Source organism: Acinetobacter sp. LoGeW2-3, from assembly GCF_002688565.1.
Taxonomy (GTDB): domain Bacteria; phylum Pseudomonadota; class Gammaproteobacteria; order Pseudomonadales; family Moraxellaceae; genus Acinetobacter.
Map to the genome: position 1 here is coordinate 326525 of NZ_CP024011.1, position 23445 is coordinate 349969.

22 protein-coding genes are annotated in these 23445 nt (G+C 37.6%); 7 read left to right on the forward strand and 15 right to left on the reverse strand.

Going from position 1 to position 23445, the window contains the following annotated elements; genetic code table 11:
* Positions 1-12: 12 nt before the first annotated feature.
* From BS636_RS01560 to BS636_RS01570, 3 genes are all read left to right on the forward strand, one after another.
* On the forward strand, positions 13-300 hold the full coding sequence (locus BS636_RS01560) for an HAD-IA family hydrolase (protein WP_322872044.1): 288 nt from the start codon (positions 13-15) through the stop codon (positions 298-300).
* Positions 301-816: 516 nt separating this feature from the next.
* Positions 817-1986, forward strand: coding sequence for a site-specific integrase (locus BS636_RS01565; RefSeq protein ID WP_099337214.1), 1170 nt, complete (start codon positions 817-819; stop codon positions 1984-1986).
* Between the two features lie 372 nt (positions 1987-2358).
* Entirely contained in the window at positions 2359-3090 is a 732-nt protein-coding gene (locus BS636_RS01570; protein WP_099337215.1) for a Fic family protein, read from the forward strand.
* A 374-nt stretch (positions 3091-3464) separates the two neighbouring features.
* On the opposite strand, the gene BS636_RS01575 is transcribed toward BS636_RS01570, so the two are convergent.
* The 3 genes from BS636_RS01575 to BS636_RS01585 all read right to left on the reverse strand — a co-directional run bounded on the left by BS636_RS01575 (position 3465) and on the right by BS636_RS01585 (position 6723).
* A complete protein-coding gene (locus BS636_RS01575; protein WP_099337216.1) occupies positions 3465-4232 on the reverse strand; it encodes a hypothetical protein in 768 nt (255 codons plus the stop codon).
* A gap of 160 nt (positions 4233-4392) precedes the next feature.
* The gene (locus BS636_RS01580; protein ID WP_099337217.1) at positions 4393-5814 is read right to left on the reverse strand and encodes an APC family permease; all 1422 of its coding nucleotides are present in this window, start codon (positions 5812-5814) and stop codon (positions 4393-4395) included.
* Between the two features lie 39 nt (positions 5815-5853).
* Positions 5854-6723, reverse strand: a complete 870-nt coding sequence (locus BS636_RS01585; protein WP_099337218.1) for a phytanoyl-CoA dioxygenase family protein — start codon at positions 6721-6723, stop codon at positions 5854-5856.
* A gap of 162 nt (positions 6724-6885) precedes the next feature.
* On the opposite strand from BS636_RS01585, the gene BS636_RS01590 reads away from it, so the two are divergent.
* Complete coding sequence (locus BS636_RS01590; RefSeq protein ID WP_099337219.1) at positions 6886-7920, forward strand: AraC family transcriptional regulator; 1035 nt, start codon at positions 6886-6888, stop codon at positions 7918-7920.
* Between the two features lie 59 nt (positions 7921-7979).
* Here the strand turns inward: BS636_RS01590 and BS636_RS01595 are convergent, their stop codons facing one another.
* Genes BS636_RS01595 through BS636_RS01605 form a run of 3 tightly spaced genes read right to left on the reverse strand, consistent with a single transcriptional unit; the run spans position 7980 to position 10020 of the window.
* Positions 7980-8675, reverse strand: a complete 696-nt coding sequence (locus BS636_RS01595; RefSeq protein ID WP_099337220.1) for a helix-turn-helix domain-containing protein — start codon at positions 8673-8675, stop codon at positions 7980-7982.
* Between the two features lie 53 nt (positions 8676-8728).
* On the reverse strand, positions 8729-9136 hold the full coding sequence (locus BS636_RS01600) for a RidA family protein (RefSeq protein ID WP_228206921.1): 408 nt from the start codon (positions 9134-9136) through the stop codon (positions 8729-8731).
* On the reverse strand, positions 9133-10020 hold the full coding sequence (locus BS636_RS01605; protein WP_099337221.1) for a phytanoyl-CoA dioxygenase family protein: 888 nt from the start codon (positions 10018-10020) through the stop codon (positions 9133-9135). Before BS636_RS01605 ends, BS636_RS01600 begins: the two co-directional genes overlap by 4 nt.
* 484 nt (positions 10021-10504) lie before the next feature.
* Here BS636_RS01605 and BS636_RS01610 point away from each other — a divergent pair, with 484 nt between their 5' ends.
* Both BS636_RS01610 and BS636_RS01615 read left to right on the forward strand, forming a co-directional pair.
* Positions 10505-13228, forward strand: a complete 2724-nt coding sequence (locus BS636_RS01610) for an N-6 DNA methylase (protein ID WP_099337222.1) — start codon at positions 10505-10507, stop codon at positions 13226-13228.
* Entirely contained in the window at positions 13225-13542 is a 318-nt protein-coding gene (locus tag BS636_RS01615; RefSeq protein ID WP_099337223.1) for a hypothetical protein, read from the forward strand. The genes BS636_RS01610 and BS636_RS01615 overlap by 4 nt, the downstream gene beginning before the upstream one ends.
* Here the strand turns inward: BS636_RS01615 and BS636_RS01620 are convergent.
* The 8 genes from BS636_RS01620 to BS636_RS01655 all read right to left on the reverse strand — a co-directional run bounded on the left by BS636_RS01620 (position 13534) and on the right by BS636_RS01655 (position 20818).
* Positions 13534-14672, reverse strand: a protein-coding gene (locus BS636_RS01620; RefSeq protein WP_099337213.1) for an IS3 family transposase whose coding sequence is annotated in 2 segments (ribosomal slippage) — positions 13534-14414 and positions 14414-14672 — 1140 coding nt in all. Because the reading frame shifts where the segments join, the coding sequence is not laid out codon by codon here. The genes BS636_RS01615 and BS636_RS01620 overlap by 9 nt on opposite strands.
* Positions 14673-14876: 204 nt before the next feature.
* Positions 14877-15107: a helix-turn-helix transcriptional regulator gene (locus BS636_RS01625; RefSeq protein ID WP_099337224.1), complete on the reverse strand. Its 231-nt coding sequence runs from the start codon at positions 15105-15107 to the stop codon at positions 14877-14879.
* A 91-nt stretch (positions 15108-15198) separates the two neighbouring features.
* Positions 15199-16080: a hydrolase or metal-binding protein gene (locus BS636_RS01630; RefSeq protein ID WP_099337225.1), complete on the reverse strand. Its 882-nt coding sequence runs from the start codon at positions 16078-16080 to the stop codon at positions 15199-15201.
* Positions 16081-16300: 220 nt separating this feature from the next.
* Complete coding sequence (locus BS636_RS01635; protein WP_099337226.1) at positions 16301-17359, reverse strand: YqaJ viral recombinase family protein; 1059 nt, start codon at positions 17357-17359, stop codon at positions 16301-16303.
* Positions 17360-17513: 154 nt separating this feature from the next.
* On the reverse strand, positions 17514-18542 hold the full coding sequence (locus BS636_RS01640; RefSeq protein WP_099337227.1) for a DUF932 domain-containing protein: 1029 nt from the start codon (positions 18540-18542) through the stop codon (positions 17514-17516).
* Positions 18543-18572: 30 nt separating this feature from the next.
* Positions 18573-18881 carry a hypothetical protein gene (locus BS636_RS16250; protein ID WP_171265976.1) on the reverse strand — a complete coding sequence of 103 codons (309 nt, stop codon included), beginning with the start codon at positions 18879-18881 and terminating at the stop codon, positions 18573-18575.
* A gap of 128 nt (positions 18882-19009) precedes the next feature.
* The gene (locus BS636_RS01650; protein ID WP_099337228.1) at positions 19010-19858 is read right to left on the reverse strand and encodes a hypothetical protein; all 849 of its coding nucleotides are present in this window, start codon (positions 19856-19858) and stop codon (positions 19010-19012) included.
* A gap of 36 nt (positions 19859-19894) precedes the next feature.
* Positions 19895-20818, reverse strand: coding sequence for a YagK/YfjJ domain-containing protein (locus tag BS636_RS01655; RefSeq protein ID WP_099337229.1), 924 nt, complete (start codon positions 20816-20818; stop codon positions 19895-19897).
* A gap of 462 nt (positions 20819-21280) precedes the next feature.
* Between BS636_RS01655 and BS636_RS01660 the strand changes: the two genes are divergently transcribed.
* On the forward strand, positions 21281-22153 hold the full coding sequence (locus BS636_RS01660) for a hypothetical protein (RefSeq protein WP_099337230.1): 873 nt from the start codon (positions 21281-21283) through the stop codon (positions 22151-22153).
* A gap of 7 nt (positions 22154-22160) precedes the next feature.
* On the opposite strand, the gene BS636_RS01665 is transcribed toward BS636_RS01660, so the two are convergent.
* Positions 22161-23300, reverse strand: coding sequence for a tyrosine-type recombinase/integrase (locus tag BS636_RS01665; RefSeq protein WP_099337231.1), 1140 nt, complete (start codon positions 23298-23300; stop codon positions 22161-22163).
* Between the last annotated feature and the right edge of the window lie 145 nt (positions 23301-23445).

Below are 23445 nucleotides of genomic sequence, written 5' to 3' on the forward strand. Positions count from 1 at the left end.
GGGAGCAGTCCATTGGCGATCTGCTCCAATGCAGCGACGCCTTATGGTGAAAGAGCACAAAGCATACTTCCGCTTTTAGATGCCTATGCATGGAGTTTCAAGGTAGGCACCTATAAGCCTGATTCGATGATATATCAATACTTTTTAAATCAATTGCAATGCCACCCCAATGAAGTTCTGTTCATTGGTGATACTCAAATTGCTGATGTGGATGGGCCTCAAAATTTAGGAATGTCTGCACAAATTATTGATCGTAAAAGTGGTGAAAAGCTTGCCAACGTTCTCAAGGCGTTTATTTAAAAAATTAAAAAAAGTAAGTCATTTTTAAATTTTTTAAGCTGATTCAATAGATACCAAATATGGTACTTAACTCATGATATTTAGAATTTAAGTACCAAATCTTGTACCTAATAGACAGGGTTAAATGGTCAATTAAATGCGATTAAGAATGATTTATTTATTTCATAAATTTTTAAAATAACCATTTTTTTGAAGTTTTAAACAAAACGAGTTCTAAAAAAATTTCATGTGATAAGTTTTTCACATGACGATTTATGACTAGGAAAATTTATGCCTAGCCATGAATAATTTTTAAAATCAGCTCAACTGGCTAAGTAATTTTATGCAAAACGAAATTTTAGATGTTCTTTTAGAGCTAGGGCTTACACCTATCGATTGGGTAGATGCTTCAGTGTTCTCAAAACTCACAGGCATTGAAGAGCAAAAGTTGACCCATCGACGAAAAAATTGGCCACAAGATCTAGTTTGGACAAAACAAGGTGGAAATATCTATTACTCACTGAGAGGTTATAACCAATGGCTGACAGAGCAGACGAAAAAGCGTTACCACCTGGTGTCCGAATTAGAGATGGCGCCATCGAAATCAATTTCAGCGTTAAAAAACAACGCTATTTTATCACGCTCCCCCACCCGCCAACTGCGGAAGGGATTCGTACAGCCGCTAAAATTAAAAGTGATTTAAAAACCAAAGCTAAATGGGGAATTTTGACTGAAGCTGATATTTCAAAGGTAAAAGGGATTGAAATTCCTGAAAACAATCCAGCAGATGAAGAACAAGTTTTATTTCAAGATATGGCTCAAAAATTCCTAAAATTTTCAGGTGCGAATAAAGATTCTAAAAATGGTTATCGTAAGATTTTAGAGTTTCACTGGATGCCTTATTTCGCTTTGACACCTATCTCAAATATCACGACCGAAGATATTGAGGAAGTAATTATCGATCGTGATTTTCAAACAGCTAAGACTTTTAATAACTGCGTAACTCCTCTACGAGGGGTATTTGAACTGGCTGTTAAGCATAATCAGATTTCTGCAAACCCTATGAATAAAATTAAGAATCGTAAGGTCCAAGTTGAAACACCTGATCCCTTCACACGCAAGGAGATGGAAACCTTATTGGCTTGGCTCGATAAAAGCTTGCATGATGAGGACAAATTTTACCACTGGTATTTTGAATTTGCCTTTTGGACTGGCTGTAGGCCTTCAGAAATGATTGCTCTCAGAGAAAGCGATATCGATTGGTTCAATGGAACATTCAAGGTCAGCAAAAGCCGTGTAAGAGGACTAGAAAAGAAAGTGACCAAAACACATACTTCTCGCGAGGTTTATCTGAATGAACGATCAACTCTGGCTTTGAAAGCTTTGCTTCAATTTAAAAAAGATCAAGGCTACCAAACAGATTATGTGATGCTATGTCCCAAGACTAAGGAACCATTCTTTAATGAAAAACCACCTAGAGAGCGTCTTGTAGAAGCGATGAAAGCGTGTTCTATACGTCACCGCCCTGCATACAATGCAAGGCATACTTATGCGACGATGTTGCTCATGGATGGCGTCAATCCAATGTTTGTAGCCGATCAACTTGGGCATAGCCTACAAATGCTGATCAAACGCTATACTAAATGGTTGCATGGAGATAAGAACAAGCAAGAAATTGCGAAACTTAGCGTAACTCGTACAGCCTAAATACGTCGAAATCGAAAGCTCTTGGAATGAAAAATGTGGCAAACATGTGGTAATAAAAAAGCCACTTAGTATAAGTGGCTGATTTATAACAAGAATTTTGGTGGAGATGGCGTCAATTGAACTCAAAACCTAAACTACTAATTTAAATAAACTTTTATTATATTTAAAATTTTGTGTACCCATTATTTACCCAAATTCGATTTAGTGCATTGAATACTAAAACTAATTTTGTTCAAAGTCCGTTTTAGGATTTGAACTTGGGTACTAATTTTAACACGTGTGAATTGAATATAAATTGATACGTTATATCATTACTTTTATATGTTTCTTTTTTCATGTATCATTCAATAGTACAATTCTAGGGATAAGGTTATGTTTGAAAATATTGATGCTTTAAAAACAAAATTAGATCAGCATCGCCCTCTTTCCCCAACAATTGTAAAAAATCTACAAGAAGATCTTATTGTTCGTTGGACATATCACTCAAATGCGATTGAAGGCAATACACTTACATTGCTAGAGACCAAAGTCGTTTTGGAAGGTATTACCGTTGGTGGAAAAGCATTACGAGAGCACTTTGAAGCGATCAACCATAGAAATGCTATCTACTATGTTGAAGATATTATTCGAAAAGAAGAACCTTTCTCAGAATGGCAGATTCGAAATATCCACCAACTCATCCTAAAAAATATTGATGATGACAATGCTGGACGTTATCGCCAGCAAAACGTATTGATTTCAGGTGCGACGACTAACCCACCCGACTATACATTACTAAATGACAAAATGGCTCAACTTGTCGATTGGTATAATTCAGAAGCACACAAGCTTCATCCTATTGAACGTGCAGCTAAAGTACACGCGGATTTCGTAGGTATTCATCCATTTATTGATGGCAATGGACGTACATCTCGCCTCTTGATGAACCTTGAGTTACTCAAAGCTGGATACCCTCCTTGCGTTATTACAGTCGAAAATCGCCTAGCCTACTATGAAGCATTAGATCAATGGATGGCTTATGGAAAAACTGAAGCATTTATTCAATTGATTTCTGAGGCTGTTCTGCAGGGGTTTAAACCATATCAGGTTATTCTAGGCATATAGATCAGCTTAAGCAGTAACATGATCGTTAGCATTAGATGACACAATGTCATTTAGCATCATTTGCAAAATAAACTCTATAAATGATCTAAAGTCGGTACGAGCTGTACTTGCGTGAAGTGCACGCATAGTACGTTTTTTGATTTTGGTAGATTAAAATTAAAACTGAAATTTTCAGAAAAATAGGACTCCCTCACCCAATATAAGTATTTGATTATATTTAAAAATATACCACCACTTAACAACTTAAAACTTATTTTATTTCATTAATCAGATAGACTCTAACATAGTTAGTCATCAAGCAAAGTTGTTCAAACTCTAAAATAGATTTGAACAACTGTAACTTATGACCCAAAAAGATTAAGGATTATTTTTATTTAAAATGAATAAGTCAAACCAAGTACTGGTTTATTCGGTTGCTTAATATCAGATCGGTCATAGCCCCCGAAATAGTACTGAGCAAAAACACCTAAGTTGTCATTTAAACTATGATCAGCTCGAATGGTTGAAAATCGATAAGTAAGATCTGTCTGTGTATCAAGGACGCCGTGTCCTTCATATTTTCCCCTATCAGTAAAGTAAGAACCAGCAACACCCAAAGTCAGACTTGTTGCATCAGTAAGCTTATAAACATAACTTAAACTTGAATAAGTATCTCCTTTGCTCATATAGTAAGCATCATTAAGATAGACTGAGGTACTACTAACTATAGTTCCTTTTTCAGAAATTGGAGCTGTTACAGTAAGGCCGATTTCATTAGAGGTTAGATGATCACCTCCTTGATAGTAATAAGTAGCATCCCATAAATCAAAAGCGACATTCTTATAATCCCAGATATAACCTAGGATAAAGTTATGCTCAAATTTATCACTGCTCCGAGCTTCTCCACCTTGAAGCTCTCTGAAAGAAAAGCCTATCTGAGAGCCCCAATATGTTGCATAAAACTTATCATAACCAATTGATAAAGATCCCTGTAATGTAACTCCTTCATTATCCAAGCTCTTAGTTAATCCACGAGAAACATAATCCGAAACAATCGTAAGACTTCCATTAACTGATATCTGATTTTCTTGTGCCTCTGGGCTTGATGCATTTGCAAGTCCACATGACATCATCAAGGTAAATAAACTTAACTTTTTATACATTTCATACTCTCATTTTATGAACGTTAGTTTTGTTATTGGTTCTAAAAAGCTATCGTTCAAATTTGTAAAACTTAAATATTTGGTAGATTTGCTGTAGTAGTTGTTGATTCGTAATTTGTAAAGGTTACCAGCCTAACTTTTGTTAAGCTGGATAGCATATTTAGGCTAATTCCTTTAACTGTTCAAATAGTTGAGGTTTTTTAGACTTCATAATTTTCGCTTTAGCCACCCCTAGGCAGAATGCTGTAATCAGCACACCCAGAATAATTTGTGCAATCAAATTTGATTCACTACCAATCAGGCTTGGCAGGTTGATAATTGCAATCCAAAGACAGAAGAGAAGACCAATTAAACCTAAACTTGGAGCGATAAAAGTTTTAAATAAACCGCCATCTTTATTACGTTTAAAGAAAACAACCACTGAAATACAAGTCAAAGACAGAATAGCCATATATCCCAAAGTTCCTGTAGTTGCACCCCATGCATAGATATTGAGGACTGGATCAAGTTCAAGAATCAGTAAGATGATAAATAATGTGATAGAAGATGCTGTTTGTACGAAAGAAGACATATAAGGAGATTTATGTTTTTCGTGGATGTAAGCCAGTTGTTTAGGCAGCACATCATATTTTCCTAAAATGTATTGGTAACGCACCACAATATTGTGCAGCGATAAAGCACATGCAAATAAGCTTGTAACAAGAAGAACTAAAATAATGTCTTTAGAAACAGTCCCTAAATACTGCTCTGCAATCAGTAAATATGTAGACTCGCCATGAGTTGTCGCATAATTCACAATATTACTGCTACCGATCACAGTAACTTCACACCACATGGAAATGATATAGAATAAGCCAACTCCTAAAACTGCGATATATGTTGCTTTTGGAATCGTACGATCTGGATCTTTCGCTTCTTCACGGAAAATAACCGTCGCCTCAAAACCGATAAAGCAATAAATTGCAAACATAATCCCGAGACCAGGCGAACCACTCATAATCGTTGATGGATGAAAGGCTTGCATGTCCATATTCGTTAAGCCACGCTCGGCGAATACGAATAAATCGACAAGTATCACGACTGCAATTTCAAGAATAAGAGCAATACCTAAGAATTTAGAACTAAGTTCAATATGTCGGTAGCCTAATACTCCAATCGTTGCCATACAGAACAACGTTAGTAACCACCATGGAATAGCTACACCCGTAAAGGTTGCAATCAAGTCACTTAAGGCAACTCCCAAATAAGTTTCTAATGCGACAAGAATTAAAAAATAAGATATCCAAGCAAGTGTTGCAGAACCTAAACCAATCGTCCGTCCCAATCCTTTTTGAATATATGAATAAAAAGCACCGGCATTACTAATGTATTTAGACATCGCCACAAAGCCGATAGCAAACAAAAACATAATGGCTGTAGCAATCAATGCATCAAATGCAGCCCCACCACCATTACCCATCGTAATAATCAGTGGTGTATTAGCAACCATAACTGTTAATGGGGCTGCTGTTGCAACAACCATTAGGACGATAGAAAAAACGCCTAATGAACCAGAAAGCTGGGTATTTTTTTTCTCAGACATAACTTTTCCCCCCATAAATCCATGACTATTGAACTCGTCTTAGAACAAGTTTTTTGCCCCTGCAGTTGTAATATCAGATTGATGAAGCACAATACTTGGGTCAGACATTTCAACCCAACCACAGAATGGTTCACAAACTTTATAGCCAAGCAAGTCCTGTACCTCTTTTGGGTATTTCAAAACAGTTTCTTTTGGTACCACTAAGTATTGATTTTCTTCTTGGCGTAAATAGCCACGACAGAAGGAAAATGCGATTGCAGTACGTGTTTCAGTACTTTTATTTTCGCCACCGGCATGGTAAAGAGAACCACAGTAAATCAAACCAGAACCTTTTTTCATGACAGCAGGAACCGCTTCTTCTAATGTAGGGATGCGCTTATCATCCCAAAGATGACTACCTGGGATTACTAAAGTCGCCCCATTATCTTCCGTAAAATCAGTTCCTGCGTACAACACTTGAATCTGGCTTTCCGGACCAGGATGATGTCGATGATGAAGATGATCATCACGATGTAAAACTTGTGCTTTTTGACCAGGCCAAATCTGAATAGCCTGTGTTACGCTAAGTTGAGTCGTGTTAGTGGTTTTAATTGTTTTATCAGCAAGTAAAAACTCATAATCCTCTTCTAAAAATGTGCGAGCTGCTCCCAAAAAGTGGGGCTGAGTAATAAAATATTGAGAACTTAATGTCTTTGCCATAAGTGCACAGCATCTTTTGGTTTTTGGTCCTGCAAAACCTTCTACCCCGTAAGGGGTCTTATCTAAGTATGGACTTAAATCCTCCCAAAAATTATTTAAAACTTCAGAAGAAATCATGTCTTCAATAATGACTCCCCCATCACGTTTCATAATCTCTACAACTTCTTCGACCGATGTGCTCGCCGATAACGTAACTAATTGTTTAGCCATTTTTTGCCCTTTTTTTTAAACACTCCTCATATTAGGTATTTTTTAAAATACAAATCTTGGTCGAAAAATACAGATTTTTAGTTAATCAGTACAAAATTTGAGTTATTTAGGTACATTTCTTGCTTTTAAATTAGTATCAGTAATAAAACTGGAATACTGGATATGTCTTCAATGATGCAAATGAATAAAGACATTAAAATTGGTGTGCTCTCATCTGTCGTCAGTGGATTAGAAGAATCCATCTCAGCACTTGGCGTTGATCCTCAGCCAATATTTACCTATTTTCCCGATTTGTATCGGTCAGCTGAGAGAATCCAAAAAATTACCTTAAATGATTTTTGTCATGCTATCGATATTGCAGCTGACATGACTGGAAATGAGCATTTTGCGCTGTACTATGGTGCACATTGTAAAATGGATGCTTTGGGTTTACTGGGCTATTTATTTCAAAATTCCGCGACATTACATGATGGTTTACAGGCCTTAGTTTCTTATTTTCCTTGTCACCAACAGATGAGTGAAATGCGTCTGGTGCAGGTTGGTGATTTTTATAGACTAGATTATCAAGTTGATCCAAATTATTTATCCAATCGTAGAGCAGATGCTGAAATATCTTTAGCCATGTTCTGCAATTTAATCCGTAAATTTCTAGGAGAACAGTGGAAACCCGTTCGAATTGGATTCGAGCATAACCAACCGGCAAATACCCAGCCACATCATGAATTCTTTAAGTGTGAGATGGAATTTAATTACCCACAAAATAGTATTTATATAAAATCCGAAGAACTAAACTTTAAAATTCCATCTGCTGATCCATTTCTGTTTCAATTAATTAAAAGAAATTTAGTTCAGGAAGGATTCCCACTTTCGGAACAGGAAAAGTTTTTAAAAGAGATTGAAGCATCAATCAGTAAAAAAATTAACAATGGTATTCCTTATATCGAAGAAGTCGCTGCCGATCTCAATCTACCCGTCTGGACATTTAAAAGAAGACTATCTCAAATCAATAAAAAATTTAGTGAGATTGTGGAAAGCAAGCAAAAGAAAGTGGCTTTAGATTATCTGGAACAAGGACAGGAAACCATTTCAGAAATCGCCTATCGATTAGGCTATGCTGATACCAGTAGTTTTAGTAAAGCCTTTCAGCGTTGGTATGGTATTTCCCCAAAATCATGGAGAGCTCAGCGTAATTTGTAATATCTTTTTTAAAAAAAGAAATTTATAACTCTTAATTTGTAACAGGTAGTTTTTAGCCACTATGCCTGCATAACTGCATGATCTGGTAGTTGAAATAGTGCATTTAATTGTTTTGCGATTTGCAAACGACAGGTCAAATTAAGTTTATCCAAAATTCTATTTAAATTTATTTTTACTGTCCCGACCTTAATCCCCATATATTCAGCAATCTCAGAATTACTCAAACCATCAAGCAAATATAGGCAGACTTCTTTTTCACGATTGGTCAGACTATAATTTTCCAAATAATGAAAAATTATATTTTTTTGAATTGGCTTAAGCTGTAATAGATTTTGTTCAAGAATGTAATGCAAAGATTTAATCTGAGACTGATCAAGCTGTTTTAAATTTGGATTGGTTACCCCTATACCTGCATAAGCATGGTTATTTTTCCAAAAGAGTAAATCGAAGGTTTCCTCTATGCCATAGGTTTTGATGTAGTTGTCATAGACAGATAATTCTGTACATGGATGATGTCGTCTGCACTCAGTAAGTGAGCTAAATGCTTCTTTGGATTTTAGAAAATTTTTAACATTTAACGGGTCAAGATCTTGAAGTTCACGGTGATAACTGTCGATAAAATCATGGGATACATTAATACAATCGGTAATATAAGCAGACTGGTTATATTCATTAATCCAGTAAAACATCACACCTTCAGCATCGAACAATTGCTTCGTTAAAACCAGTGCATGATGTATGGTAAGAGAAGACATTTGGCACCCTGTACTTAACTAGATGCCAAATATAATGCAGATTTTATGCCAGACTATGTTCGAAGAGCTGTCACAGTGATTTCAATGGTTTGTTCAGGATGAATCAAACCCGAAACCTCAACCGTGGTGCTGGTCGGTTTATGCCCTTCAAGCCATTGATTCAGCACAGGACTCGCTTTGGCAGCAAACTCTTGGATATCTGTCGTATAAAAAGTCCAAGCAATAATATTCTTTTTTTCCAAATTAGAGTGCTTTAAACACTTTTCAATGATATCAAGTACAAAAGACAATTGCTCCGAAGAATTGCTACCGATGAGCTGTAAATCAGCAAGTCCACCTTTTAATGGTGCTACGCCAGAAAAAAAGACCATATGTTCCGTTTCAGCAATCTGACTAAAAGAAAATGCATCAAAAAGATCTTGCTCAAAATAGCCAATATCTGGGTTAGAGAAAGTAATCATGCTAGGTTCTCCTCTAGTACATACTGTTTGGCTTCGCTATGACCATGATCAACGACCACATCCATCCCAGTCGTTTTGTTTTCTTTGATTCCTTTAAAAACTGAAAGCGGATCTTCAAAATCTCGTGCATAACCTATCGCAAAGCAAGCACATTGATATCCCATAAGTTTCAACAGGTCATCATCAAGTGTTTTAGCTACCTCTGGTGGTGTGGAAATATATTGGTTTTCTTCCTGACGCAGCCAGCCTGCTGCATAAGTGATGTTAATTGCTTGACGATAAGAATCTGTCTTATTTTCACCCGCACCATGATAAATTTTACCTGTATAAAATAGTGCGGAGCCTTTTTTCATTTCAGCTGCGATAGATTCTTCCTGACTAAACTTTTGTTTAGTTCCTTTATACATACTTCCTGGAACCAGACGTGTAGCACCGTTTTCTTCGGTATAGTCCGTCATTGCCCAAAGTAAATTACATTGTGGTTCAAAATCATCGGGAAACTCGAAGAAATCCCATGCTAATTGATCCTGGTGTAGGACCTGTGCAGGTGAACCTGGATGAACAGTAATAATTTGAGTTAAGTGGAGCTGGTAAGTTGTAGACTTCTCTAAATGTTTGCCTACAACACCCAATACTGTTGGATGAGTAATTAACTGACGTGAAGTTACCGAGCGGGAAATCAGTGAGCCTGTCCTTTGTGTTTTAGCACCTAAAAACTTATCCCCACCAAATGGACTGGTATCAATATATTCCGACGTTTCTTCAGCAATTTTATCCATTACTTCAGGATCAACTAGATTATCGACAATGACATAACCATGTTCTTTTAACTTAGCACTAATCTCATCTGCAGTAGCTGTATTTGGTAATCTAATAAGTTCCATTGTTAAACCCTCTTGTTATATGGTTGATAAAGCCAAATTAGAAGATTTAATAAGGTGCTGCATCTAACTTAAGTTATATAAAATGATTATTAATTTTAAAAATATAATTTGAATTAAAATTCAAGCGCATACATTAAAAAATATTTATTTTTCATAAATATTTTTTAATTCCATTTGCTACTACTTGCTTGCCTAATTATTACAACTCCAAACAATAACTGAATATGTTGAAAACATTAAATTCTTAGGTGGTGGCAATTGAACTCAACCTAAATTTTTAATGAAATCTATCCATTAAAAAAATTTAAGCTCCTGATTTTTACCCCAATTTACCCCATTGTCTTATCAAACCCTTCATCACGTCACAAATTGTCGTAACAACTAGCCTTTTACTAATGCTAGCCAAATCTTTTAAATTTCTTTTTATCTCATTTTTGCTAATATTCAGTTCAACTTCCATTCAAGCTTTTATACTGCAGTTACTATGGCTATTAAAAAATCAGAACTCTATTCTTCACTTTGGGAAAGCTGTGACAACCTTCGTGGAGGCATGGATTCAAGCCAATATAAAGACTACATTTTAGTTTTACTTTTTATTAAATATGTCAGTGATAAAAAAGAACAATTAGATTTTATCGACATCCCCGATTCTGCAACTTTTAGTGCCATGATTGAGCTCAAAGGTAATGCTGAAATTGGCGACCTGATTAACAAACAAATCGTTGCGCCACTTGCCGAAGCTTGTGCGCTAAATGTCAAAGCAATGCCTGATTTTAATGACTCAACCAAATTGGGTGATGGTCAAGAAAAAGTAGATCGTTTAACTGACCTTATTGCGATTTTCCAACGACCAGAACTTGATTTCTCTAATCACCTTGCCAATGGCGATGACTTACTTGGCGATGCATTTGAGTATCTGATGGGTCACTTTGCTTCTGAAAGCGGTAAAAGTAAAGGACAATTCTATACTCCAACAGAAGTCAGCCGTATAGTTGCCTCAATTGTCGGTATTGATGAATTTGAAGCACGTGGTGACACCACAGTTTATGACCCAACCTGTGGTTCAGGCTCTCTACTCCTTCGCGTAGCAGCTAAATCCAATCGTGATGATATTTCTTTATACGGCCAAGAAAAAGATGCTTCGACAAGCATTTTGGCACAAATGAACATGTTCTTGCATGGTTCTCCAACGGCAGAAATCCGCCAAGGGAATACCCTTTCAACGCCTAAATTTCTTGTCGACGGTGAACTCCAACGTTTTGATTTCATTGTGGCTAACCCGCCATTTTCAGATAAAAAATGGTCGATGGGCTTAGATGTTTCTACAGCAGATGCTGATATCTACGGTCGCTTTGAAGATTTTGGTATTCCTCCATCAAAACAAGGTGATTACGCTTATCTGCTTCACATTATCAAATCTCTAAAATCAACAGGTAAAGCGGCATGTATTCTGCCTCACGGTGTTTTATTCCGTGGTAATGCCGAAGCTGATATTCGCCAAAAATTAGTCGATTATGGTTTTATTAAAGCCATTATTGGTTTGCCTGCTAACTTGTTCTACGGTACAGGTATCCCTGCTTGTATTATCGTAATTGATCGTGAACATGCCGCAGCGCGTAAAGGCATTTTAATGATTGATGCGAGCCAAGGCTTTATTAAAGATGGTGCAAAAAACCGTCTGCGTGAGCGTGATTTGCATAAAATCATCGATGCATTCAAGAATCCTGAACAGCATGACAAGCGTTATGCGCGTATGGTCGGTTTAGATGAAATCATTAAAAACGGCTATAACCTGAATTTGCCACGTTATATCGACAATAGTGAAGCTGAAGATATCCAAGATATTGAGGCGCATTTACAAGGTGGTATTCCAAATGCAGATATTGAAGATTTAGCTGACTACTGGAAAGTTTGTCCTCAGCTTAAGAACAAACTGTTTAGTCCTCTACGTGAAGGTTATGCTGCGCTTAACTGTGCGACGCATGAAGTTAAAAGCTTTATTAACCAAGATGCAGAATTCGTTGCATTTAAAGAAAAAATGCAAGCACATTTCCAAGTTTGGGCAGATCAAGCGGAAGTCAAACTGAAAGCACTCAAAGCCAATCAGTTTGAACCTAAAGAATTAATTACTGAACTATCAGAATCTTTACTTGCCCATTATAAAGGTCAAGACCTTGTTGATCATTACAGTATCTATCAAATCTTAATGGATTACTGGGAAGGCATTATGCAGGATGATGCCTATATCATTGCTGCAGATGATTGGAAGGTCAATGCTGAACGTATTATTGAAACGGTAAAAGGTCAGCAAAAAGATAAAGGTTGGAAAGCCGACTTAGTACCAAAAGAAGTGGTGATTAATCGTTACTTTGCTGATCGTCGTGATGAATTGGCACGTGAGCAAGCCAAGCTAGATGAGCTGACTCAAGAACTGACTGAGCATGAAGAAAATCATTCAGGTGACGAAGATATTCTTGAGCAAGGTATTAAAGAAAAAGACGTGAAAGAGCTTTGGCAATCTGAAGTGTTAGATGCTGCGCCAAAGGCCTATGCGGCTGATTTTTCAATTTACAGTGCAGCACAGCAACAACTGGAAAATGCGCAAGGTATTTTGGACGGTTTAGAAAAAGAAAATACAATTATTGCGTTAATGCTCAAAGCCAAAAATACCACAGCTAAAAAGATGGCTGCTTTTGCTGAACAACAGTCGAGTGAAGAAAAGTCGATTATTGAGCGTTATGCTACAGCCTTTACTCAGTTAAAAAATGCAAAAACTCTCATGAAAAATAAATATGAGATTTTTGAGTCTGGGATTTCTGAGTTAATTACAAATAATCAAGGTGAAGATTCGCTAGATAATTTTGATAATTTGGCAGTGCTTTATCGTTGGATGGATTTAACCTATCAGATTAAAGCTCAAAAGACCTTGGTGAAAGATTTAGAAACCAAACTGGATACCGATACTTTTAATTATTATTTCAATTTAACCGAGTCTGAAATTAAGGAATTAGTGACTGACGATAAATGGCTTGCCGATTTAGCCAAGCAAATTAATGCTGATGTTGAGCGTGTGGCACAGCGTTTAACGGTACGTGTACGTGAGTTGGCGGAGCGTTATGAGTTTACTTTAGGGCAATTGACGCAAAGTGTTGAGGATTTAGAAAAGCAAGTTGAGGCTTATTTAGTTGCAATGGGGTTTGAAGTATGAACTCTGTGAACGAAGTTGTATTAACTGATATCGGCCATCTTGCAAAAGATTGGGAAATTAAAACACTTGAGCAAATTAGCTCATTAATGACGAATGGATTCGTTGGAACAGCCACATCTCATTATGTAGATGAACAAAATGGAATTCTTTACATACAAGGCTATAACGTTGAGCAAAATAGTTTTAATTTGAATGGCATTAAGTATGTGTCAAAAGAATTTAATGCAAAGCATCTCAAATCTCAGCTTAAAGAAGGAGATTTACTCACTATGGACTGCTCCCAGTATCCTAGACACGAGACGGCCTCATTTTGAAGCTGCCTCAAAGGCTTCCGGACTCATCCCATCGAGATGCGAATGACGCCTGATTCGATTGTAAAACATCTCGATGTAATCAAATACATCTGCACGAGCCATTTCTCGTGTTTTATAGATCCTCTTTTTAATTCTTTCCTTCTTCAAGCTGCTAAAAAAGGATTCAGCAACAGCATTGTCCCAACAGTTTCCACGACGACTCATACTCGGAACTAAATTATGCTTCTGACAGAATTTCTGCCAGTCTCCGCTACTGTATTGTGAGCCTTGGTCTGAGTGTATGATCACAGGTTCATTGGGTCTGCGTCGCCATACCGCCATTAAAAGTGCATCCAAAACGATATCCTTGGCAAGCGTAGGTTTCATTGACCAACCGATGACTTTTCTCGAATATAAATCGAGAACCACAGCCAGATATAACCAGCCTTGCCAGGTGCGGATGTAGGTAATATCAGTCACCCAAGAGGTATCCGGTGTGTTTACAACAAATTCTCGATTTAAATGGTTAGGTGGCACAATCTGAGGACGACCACGACCATAGCTTTTATGCTTCTTATATCCTCGAACAGCGGCAATACCATTGTGCTTCATGATCTTCAGCACACGATTAGGTCCACAGCTTTCACCTAGCTCTTTAAGATCCAGCGTAATGCGACGATAACCGTAGATGCCATAACTGGCATCATAAGAAGAACGGATGAGCTGTAATAACCGCTTATCTTCAATAGTCCTGCCTGATTCGGGTTCATGCAACCAAGCATAGTAGCCAGCACGAGCAATCTTAAGAACCCGACACATCGTTTTAATCTTAAATTGATGGCTGTATTCCAGGATAAACTGATACTTTACTCGGGCAGGCTTGCAAAGTACCTTGCGGCCTTTTTTAGAATATCCCGTTCCTCTTCAGTTTGTTTGAGCTGACTTTTAAGGCGAAGGATTTCTTTCTTTGCTTCGAGTAGTTCATGTTCATCAGGGTTGTTGCGTAAAGGCTGTACGGCCTTTAGCCATTTATAAATGCTGTGCTGTGATACACCTAAACGTTCTGCCACATCGGTGACAGAATATCCACGTTCAGTAATCAATTTAACAGCTTCATCTTTAAATTCTGGGGTGTATCGTTGTCCACTCATAATGTTCTCTCCTATGCAAAAAGAATAGACGAAATTTGTCTAGGAGAGTGGTGGCAGTCCATATCTAACTAAAAGGTGTCTACAAAATCGGTGGCTATTCAGGCATTTTTATTGTAGTAGTCTATTGTTTTCATTAATAACACTTAGGCTAAAGTTTTCTTCAGTCTACAAGAAAACAAAAAAATAAGGGAGCTGATGCTACCCTTATTCTCGTTCCGCTAACTTACTTTCAATCCATTGATTGATTTCATGCGCTGACCAAGCAATTCGATTTTGAGAAATCTTCACACTCTTTGGAAAGCTTGGATCATAGTAAGGCGAGTACTCATCCATCATGGCATAGATGGTTGATCGACTCAGTGCAGTGAATTGAATGACTTGTTTAATACTGATGAGTTGGTTCATTTGGAAGGTTTGACCGATAAACGCATTCATGATGTTTCTCCTAATCATTGAAGCGAGCGGTGATTCGCTCAAATGATAGAGCCATCTGTAAAATTTAAACTGAGCATGGGTAGCACTAGCTTTAATTCACTTTTTGTACCGATTGCTTCAGTTCATTTTGAATGCTGTTCGTAGGTATAACATTCTCCTGATGAACTTCTTCTGAGTTATAGAACTCATCAATCACATCCAAACCCTCTTCCACATCCATCTCAAATAGTGCATTGGCAAAGCCTTGTCGAGCAGTCTGATCGAGCCCATCCTGACTAAACCCTGCCTGCTGCATTTGATTGTGCAACTCTTTCGCTGTATGAATCGCCTCTTTTAAACTCACTCCTTCTCTTAGTGTTAAATCCACGTAGTAAACAGGTTGACGATAACTCTGCGTTGTACTTTTACCACGTAAGGTTAGCTGTAACGGTAGACATGAAAGTAATCCATTCGAAGCGGCATGGTAGTAGCTTAACCTCGCAGCCAAGGTCCGAATGCTATTAAAGCCCGTGGTTCTAAAAATGAATGTGCCAAACTCATCCGACTCATCAAGATTCACATGCAAACGTCCATAAGGTTTACAGTTGCCGCCTTGTGCCAAAGAACATAAATCTGGTGAAGGACATGGATGCTGCTCTACCCCTTGGCTAGTAATACGCTGACAGGTCTGACCATCTCCAACACATATAGGTCGTCCAGTCTGTCGATCAAATAAACTGTACTCTGCGCGTAAGTTCAGATCAGGATCATTGAAGATCATACGTACAGGGATTGTTCTTAGTTTTTGATTTGGTGCATTGGCACGTAGCTGTTCATCAAGTGGATGTTTGACCCAACCGTCTTTGTTTTGAATTTGGGAGGTAATAGTGAATTGATCATCCTTTTCAGGCAGACGTTTGCCGTACTTTTCCACCACTCGACCAATACTGATGCGACCTAAAATAGGTGGTGTAATCGCTAAACCTTTAATCATGGCTATTATCCTTTTTTCTTTCTTTACAGAATTGACTGTTCTATAGAGCACTCTTTTCCTCTATCCCACCTTGCACACAATAAAAATCACAAAGCGAAAATATTGGTTGTAGGAAAATGGATGTGCATTTAAGCAAAGCTGCCCAAACGCCCTTTCTTCACTCGGTGTTGAAGGGGCAGATCGGTCGGCTTTGCACGTTTTTTGTTTTGAGGGGAAGGATTCAATCGGTATAGATATTGAATCGACGGCTACCTGCTTTGGGCAGTGGATAGAGCTCAATCAGATCAGGCTGATGCTGAAGTAAAGCTTTGGTGTTCAGCCCCATACTGTCTTGTGCTTTTTTCCAGACGACTGAACCATTTAAGAACGTTGCTCGCTCCGCATCTTTCATCAACATCTGGATTTCATGTTTGAGCTGATTGAAGTTCTGCTGATGTTCATCTATCTGCCTCTTCTCTTGAATAAGCTGATCGAAGTACTGATTGGCTGTTATATCCTGGCTCAGATCTTCAGTAGTTAAAGGCACATGTTGGGGGTAAAGCACTTGAATGGCTTTAGCAGCTGATTCACTGGCATCAACAGATGGTGGAATGTCTTTTTCCACACATTCCCAAAAGTAGCGTTCAGCATTGGTGATGTGCTCTATCACTGACTCAGAACGTGTCACTTTAAAGATCTTGGTTTCATGCCCACAGAGTAAGACACAAACATGAGCTGCCTGTTTTCCTGTGACTGCCAATTGATGTTGAACTTGGCACAGTACATATAGAGGTACACCATCACGCCAAAGCTTAGCGCCATGTTCTCCTGCTGTTTTACATTCAAGAATCTGTACTTCATCACTGCCCACTACGGAGTAATCTAAGTTTGCCAACATGAAATGTTTGTCAGGATCTGGATGTTGCAACACTGCATTGATCCGTCTGACTTTATGGTTGGTATGCAGACTATAGAACTCAGCGACTAAAGGTTCGAGCTGCTTACCCCAATATAGTGGTGCAAGACCTGAACTTTCATCTTCAATACTTTGAGGCTGCCTCCCTGTTTTAATCAACCATAGTTCAAGCATCGACATATAGGGATTTAAGCCACATGCTGTGGCTGCATCACTACTGCCAATGCCTTGCTTACGTACATTTAACCAAGTCTCATAGTCCATACCTTTGGTATTTATTAGACGTTTGGCAGTTGTGCTTTTTCGAGCGAGTCCTTTATCAGAGGGTGATAGTGGAATTGGAGCTTTTAAGCTATTCAGTTGATTCAATGTTGTTTGTTGCATAGTGCTTCCTTATTAATATTCTGATCTGTAGAAATTTTCCGCATAAAAAAACCATGCATGACTTGAGTCATGCATGGCTTCAATAGGCGTTATTTCGAAGGGCTGTAAAAGGTAAAGTGGTATAAAGGCTGTCAGCGTTAGCTCATTTTAATCTCTAACGGATAAAGCTCAATGCTTGTTCTAGCCCGCGCTGTTTGAGGTTAGCTCCAGCCCCAAACCAAGCAGAATCAAGACGATGATCCTTACTCATCGAACGTCGTTCATGATCCACATATTCCGTGATGGTACAGAGCAGTCCATAAGCAGTATCTTTGGCAGATGAAAGATCTGCGCCACGTCCTTGCCCGTTAAACATTGTCATAGCTTTAGCCATTGCTCGTGCATTCGGTTCAGACTTAGCTTTCTGCTGATCCGCGACATTACGATAGAACTGCACAATGTTTTCTTCTGCATCTAAACCTGACATATTGCTATTGTTAAACACTGCATCAAAGTAAGCAGCGGCTTCGAGCTGCGTGACTTTACGCTGTGTCAGTTGCTTCATTTCATACGTATGCTCATCCCATTGACTAGCAGAAATACCCAACTGTTGTTTGATCTTCATCGCATCAAACTTGGTACTGTGTGGGACCTTCACCATGCCTGCTTGAGCTGATCCACCTTTAAACGCAATCGCCAAAGTGTTATTACACACAACACGAATAGAGGTGAATTGAGCAGTGGTTGCAAGCGTGCCATCACATGCCGTTGCCAACAAGATATAGCCATTACTGACATCCTTACCTTTTAGTATGCTGCTTTGTCCTGTCCGAGCCAAAGCCCAGAACTTCTTCCCACCTTTTAATACACCTGCGGTTTCTAGCTCAAAGCCTGCTTGCTCAGTCAGATCACGATAGAACTCCAGCACCTCCATCGGCTGCACTTCTTGATAGCGTTGACTAACAATGGAAAGTGGTACATGCGTATCAGAACGATATAAAACACGCTGTTCATCAAAAGGCATGATGATGCTTTGCCCACGTGTATTTTGTGCCATATAACTGACATTGGATGATTCAATACGCCAATCCATACCTGCCTGCTCTGCCCAGACTTCGATAGGTTGATGAGGGCTCAGTTGATTACCAAGACCATGCCAAGGGGTCTCACCTACATAGGCCATTTGTTCGACTTGATGTGCCATGATTTTATTCCTCACATTTCATGTATTTTTTTACTGGATCGTGCGTATGGTTGGATCTATTTGCATTTGGCAATGGTTGCAACGATATATAGGGATTGAATGTGAGACCTTAGGAGACTCTGGCTCATCAAGGACAAACATAAAAACCCCACCGATAACAGCTCCAGCAATAGCACCTATGATTGGAGGTACATTCAAACTCTTTGACACACTTGCACCTAATGCTGCCATGGTTGCAGGTGAAATCATTGAGCTAGTTAAAACATTGGCAGATAAAGCTTGACTCGGTTCAAGCAAGTGAATGTCACTTGAGTGACAAAAAGGACATTGCTGCATCATAAAAACTCCACATACAAAAAAGCCTGCGCAAGGCAGGCCGTTCATTCTTGAATGAAACTCAAAACTTTGAGCTCATGAATCTCATTAAGATGATATGTATGTGAATTTTTTTAGGATGTGATTAATAGCTAGGTGAATCGAATAAACTCGGTACCTGATCGCTTTACAGACTTCGGTAATACCCGTATTGCATCACTATCACTAAAAGCGACTAGTCTTTGCTTGATATAATCTAACCCATTCCTGACTTGGTTTTGATCACTGCAATTAATATTAAAATGCTCGTGCATATCGGGTTGCTGATAAGTATCACCGCGCATATTTGTAACCCTTCTCCATAGCGACTTAACTACATTCACACCAGTTTGAGAATCTGAACTTCCGTTAAATATTAGAATCACACCTGTATAGTAGCCGTATTCAACATCTTGAAATGTTCTATGTGTACAGCAAAGTAAATTTTTTAATGCAGGATACCTGTCCCTTTTAACAGCCTCGATGAAATTTATGAAGTTATCGTGATCTTCAATTTTATTAACCTCACCCTTAAACTCTTGTCTATACCCAAGTGTCAGTGAAAGTACTGTTAATGAATCAAAGTAGTGTATAAGCCTAGAAAAGTTCCATTCAACTTTCTTTAAAATATCCGAATATTCTCTCCTACATTCATACTTATCATAATTCAGATAATCACAATTTTTACGAACCTCCTGAACCAAGTTCAACCATACATGGTCTGGTATGTCCGTTAATGATTCCAGATAATGAGAATGTTCATAGAGGCTATTCACCAGTTTTTGAAATACTTTAATGGGTACGTTAAAGGTATAAGTTTTTCGGTAAAGTGTTTCAGTAAATGGGATTAACTCAAGAACACATTCCTTAATCTGCTCTAACGGTAGTTCTTGCTCATTGATCATTAGAATCAAAGCCTCAATCTCACAAAAAGTTTGAAGCTCATTAATTGGATTCGACATGTACGTAATGCTCCACAGTTCGTTAAGTACATATCACTATGGTGAGCAGTAAAAATTTAATGACTTGGATTTATGCTCTATGCCACGCCGCTTTGAATTTTCAAAGCAACCCGTTCCAAACAATCGTTTACCCATAATTTTTGAGCGCAGATATTGGTCCGTTTTTTCAGGATTAACCAGATACATTGCTGCTTGAATTAGCCTACTAATTTGCTCAGGCTGATTCCTATTAATCATGCCAAGCCCCCAAGTTCCATTCTTCATGATTTTTGCTTTATAACGCGGATCATTGGATGTAAAGAACTCACCTTTTTGCTCTGTTAAGCTAGACCAATACTGCCCAACCTTTAAAGCCAAACCGAAATCGTTTTGGTGCTTATTTCCATCGTAGATCAATAAAAGATGACAGTGATACCCTCTTTCGATCCCCTGCTCAATAGCCCAAGCATATCCCTGTAAATTCTGAAAACATCCATCTTTATTCGCTAAGCGATTTCTAAAGATCATGAAATATTGATAGAACTCGTTAAATGCAATTTCAACCTGTGTTTTCTTACTAAAATATAGATCAATACGAATACATAAGAGGCGCGAATAATGCTGCGTGAGTTTATTCAAATAGTTTTTCAAAGACAGCCTATTACTTTCAATTCGTTTTTCCTGAGTCGTTGACTCAAGTAAGGTCTTAGCGTGAACTTGCCTAAGTTCTTTCAACAAGCTTTTACTATTCCTAATAGATTCTGATGCTTTTAATGGCTCTAGATATTCATGCATGATTCTTAATGTCGTTGTATTGTCATTACATTCCTTGTAGTGAAAATCAAAACTTGGAATGAGATTCAACAAAGCTAATGCATCAGCATCTTTTAATTCTTTATTCTTTAATATCAATTGAACTAGACGATCAATCTCACACATAACATGTGCTTCATTGTAATTAATTAATGCATTTATAATCATTGGATATCTCTGTGTTAGATGGAGTCATAACACAGATACATAAGTATTTTTTTATATAATCACGATTTAATAATATTAAAAACCTATTAATAAAAATATAATGAGCACCGCTATTCACAGTTATTTTACTTACTCAATTGTATAGTGTCCTTCGAAAATAAGAAAAATTCAGTCAAAGCTAAAGTTACGACTTTGATTACGAAAAAAATCTATTCGTAATCTTCCCATTAAGATTAGAAATTAGGTAAATACAGCTCAATATTTTTAATCATTAGTTCAGACTTTAATAACTAAAAAATTTGGTTCATACACAGCTATAGCGAAAATAGCTATTTAAATGAATTTATCACTATAATTACTTCATATATTTTTTTAAAACTTTATAAAAACTCTTGAAAAAATCTAGTAAGAACACTAAAAGTTACTTATTAAATTCACAAAAAATACTACATAGAGATAATTATGATTACACCTAAAGATACTAAAAATTTGATTAAGGAAAAATTCGCTGCTCCAATTAAACTTGAAACTAACGCATTGTTGAGACAGTCTGGGCTACTTTATGACATTGGCAAAAGGGAAGTTGAGTGTATTCTTAGACATTTTAACTATTATTTTAATCCAACTAATGTGAACACATCACCTCGAGCGAAAGACGATTTTATTGTTAGCCAAATAAATAGTAAACCAGATCGCCAGAGCTACTGTAATTACCTAATTCAAATTATTGAGTCTAATCTCATTATATTGGATGATTTTAAAAATCTAGAAATTGATAACCATCGACAAACACTGCACCTCATTTCTTCAACTTTAACTCAACCCATACAATTTTACACGAACGACATGTTTGAGTGCTTCATTTACAATCTTGATGCTTTACCTGTAGAAATTTCTTATAAATACAATATCGTAAATTCAAGCCTAATGAATTTTAATACTAGAAAATTAACTTCAAAAAAATTGAAATGGTTAAATAAAGATAATTCAAAACAGATCGAATGGGCTCTAGAATACGTACAAAAAAATCCTAAAATATATCTACCACCATTCTTTAGTGTGTCCAATGATCAGCAGTATCAATATATCGTTGCGCATTTAGATAGGATGATGACCGAATCTCCTGAAGTACTAGAGCTGTATCTGTTAAAAATGAAAAAAACATGGAGTCAAAAAAAGTTTCGAGATTCAGGTAAAGCCAAAAAGCTTTATCATCTGCCACTATCAGAGACCACCAAACAAAAGCTCGAAAAAATTGCTGAATTTAATAACACTAATCAAGCAACAATTTTAGAAAGACTAATTAACTATGAATTTGAAAAATTACCTTTTTAAATGAAGTTCAATTATTATTCCAATCAAGCGTTTTTAATGAATACCACTCCATGATCTTCACACGCTCATCCCAGTACTGTGCTCGGTTATAAGCTGCACGAATACGGTTCTGGGGCACATGAGCAAGTTGGCGTTCAATCGCATCTGGATTAAATAAATTCGACTCATTCACTACAGTACTAAATAGTGACCTAAACCCATGTGTTGTCATTCGACCCGCGTAACCTGAACGCTTTATGACAGCCAAAATTGACTCACTACGCATAGCCTCTTTGTTGTTTAATCGATGTGGAAATAAAAGATCTTGATTATGTGTCAGACGCAATGCTTGAAGTTCAGCAATCATCAGGTCTGTTAGTGGTACACGATGAGGTAGACCATTTTTCATGCGCTCAGCAGGGATATCCCACTTACGCTCTTCTAGATCAAACTCATTCCAACGTGCTTGTAATAATTCACTTACACGCACACCGGTCAACATGATTAAAATAATCGCATGATGCGTTTGAGCATCGGCTGGATAGGCACGTATACGTCTAAGGAATTCAGGCATTTCATTTTCAGCTAAAGAAGCTAGATTTTTAACCTTCTTATTTTTCAATGCATAGACTAAATCACTTGCGGGATTATCATATCTGTAGCCATGAGCTATGGCATATTTCATCACCATACCACAGCGCGACAAGGTACGCTTAGCCACCTCTAGAGAACCTCTAGCCTCAATCTTTTTGATGCTCTGTAAGATCTCTGGTGCTTGGATTTGATTAATCCTTCTATGTTCAAGAACGGTGTAAAGTTCATCTAAAGATGCTCTTACATTGCTGATATGTTTTGCTGACCAAGTTTCCCTTTGATTTTCAAACCAGTCTTCAGCGACTTCTTTAAAGAAAGGTTTATTATCTTCATACAACACTGACTTTGAATGTTTATATTTGAGTTCGAGTGCAAGTTCTCTTGCCTTCTTAAGCGTCATCTCAGGATAAGGCCCTAATGACTCTGACTTACGCTCTCCGTGAACACTATATCTAACATTCCAATATTTTTGCCCCACAGGTGTCACAAGAAGTGACAAACCATTTTCATCAGAAAGACGATAACGTTTTTCTTTTGGCTGTGCTTTTCTACACTCTGCATCAGTAAGCTTCATGTGTATTTACCCATTATCTAGTCTAGAAATAATTGGGTAAATTTTCCCAATAATTACCCACAGAAGGCAAAAATTGGGTTACACGAGTTAGGATTCGATCGGACAATACAGCCAATAAAAAAGCCCTTAAACATTGAGTTTAAAG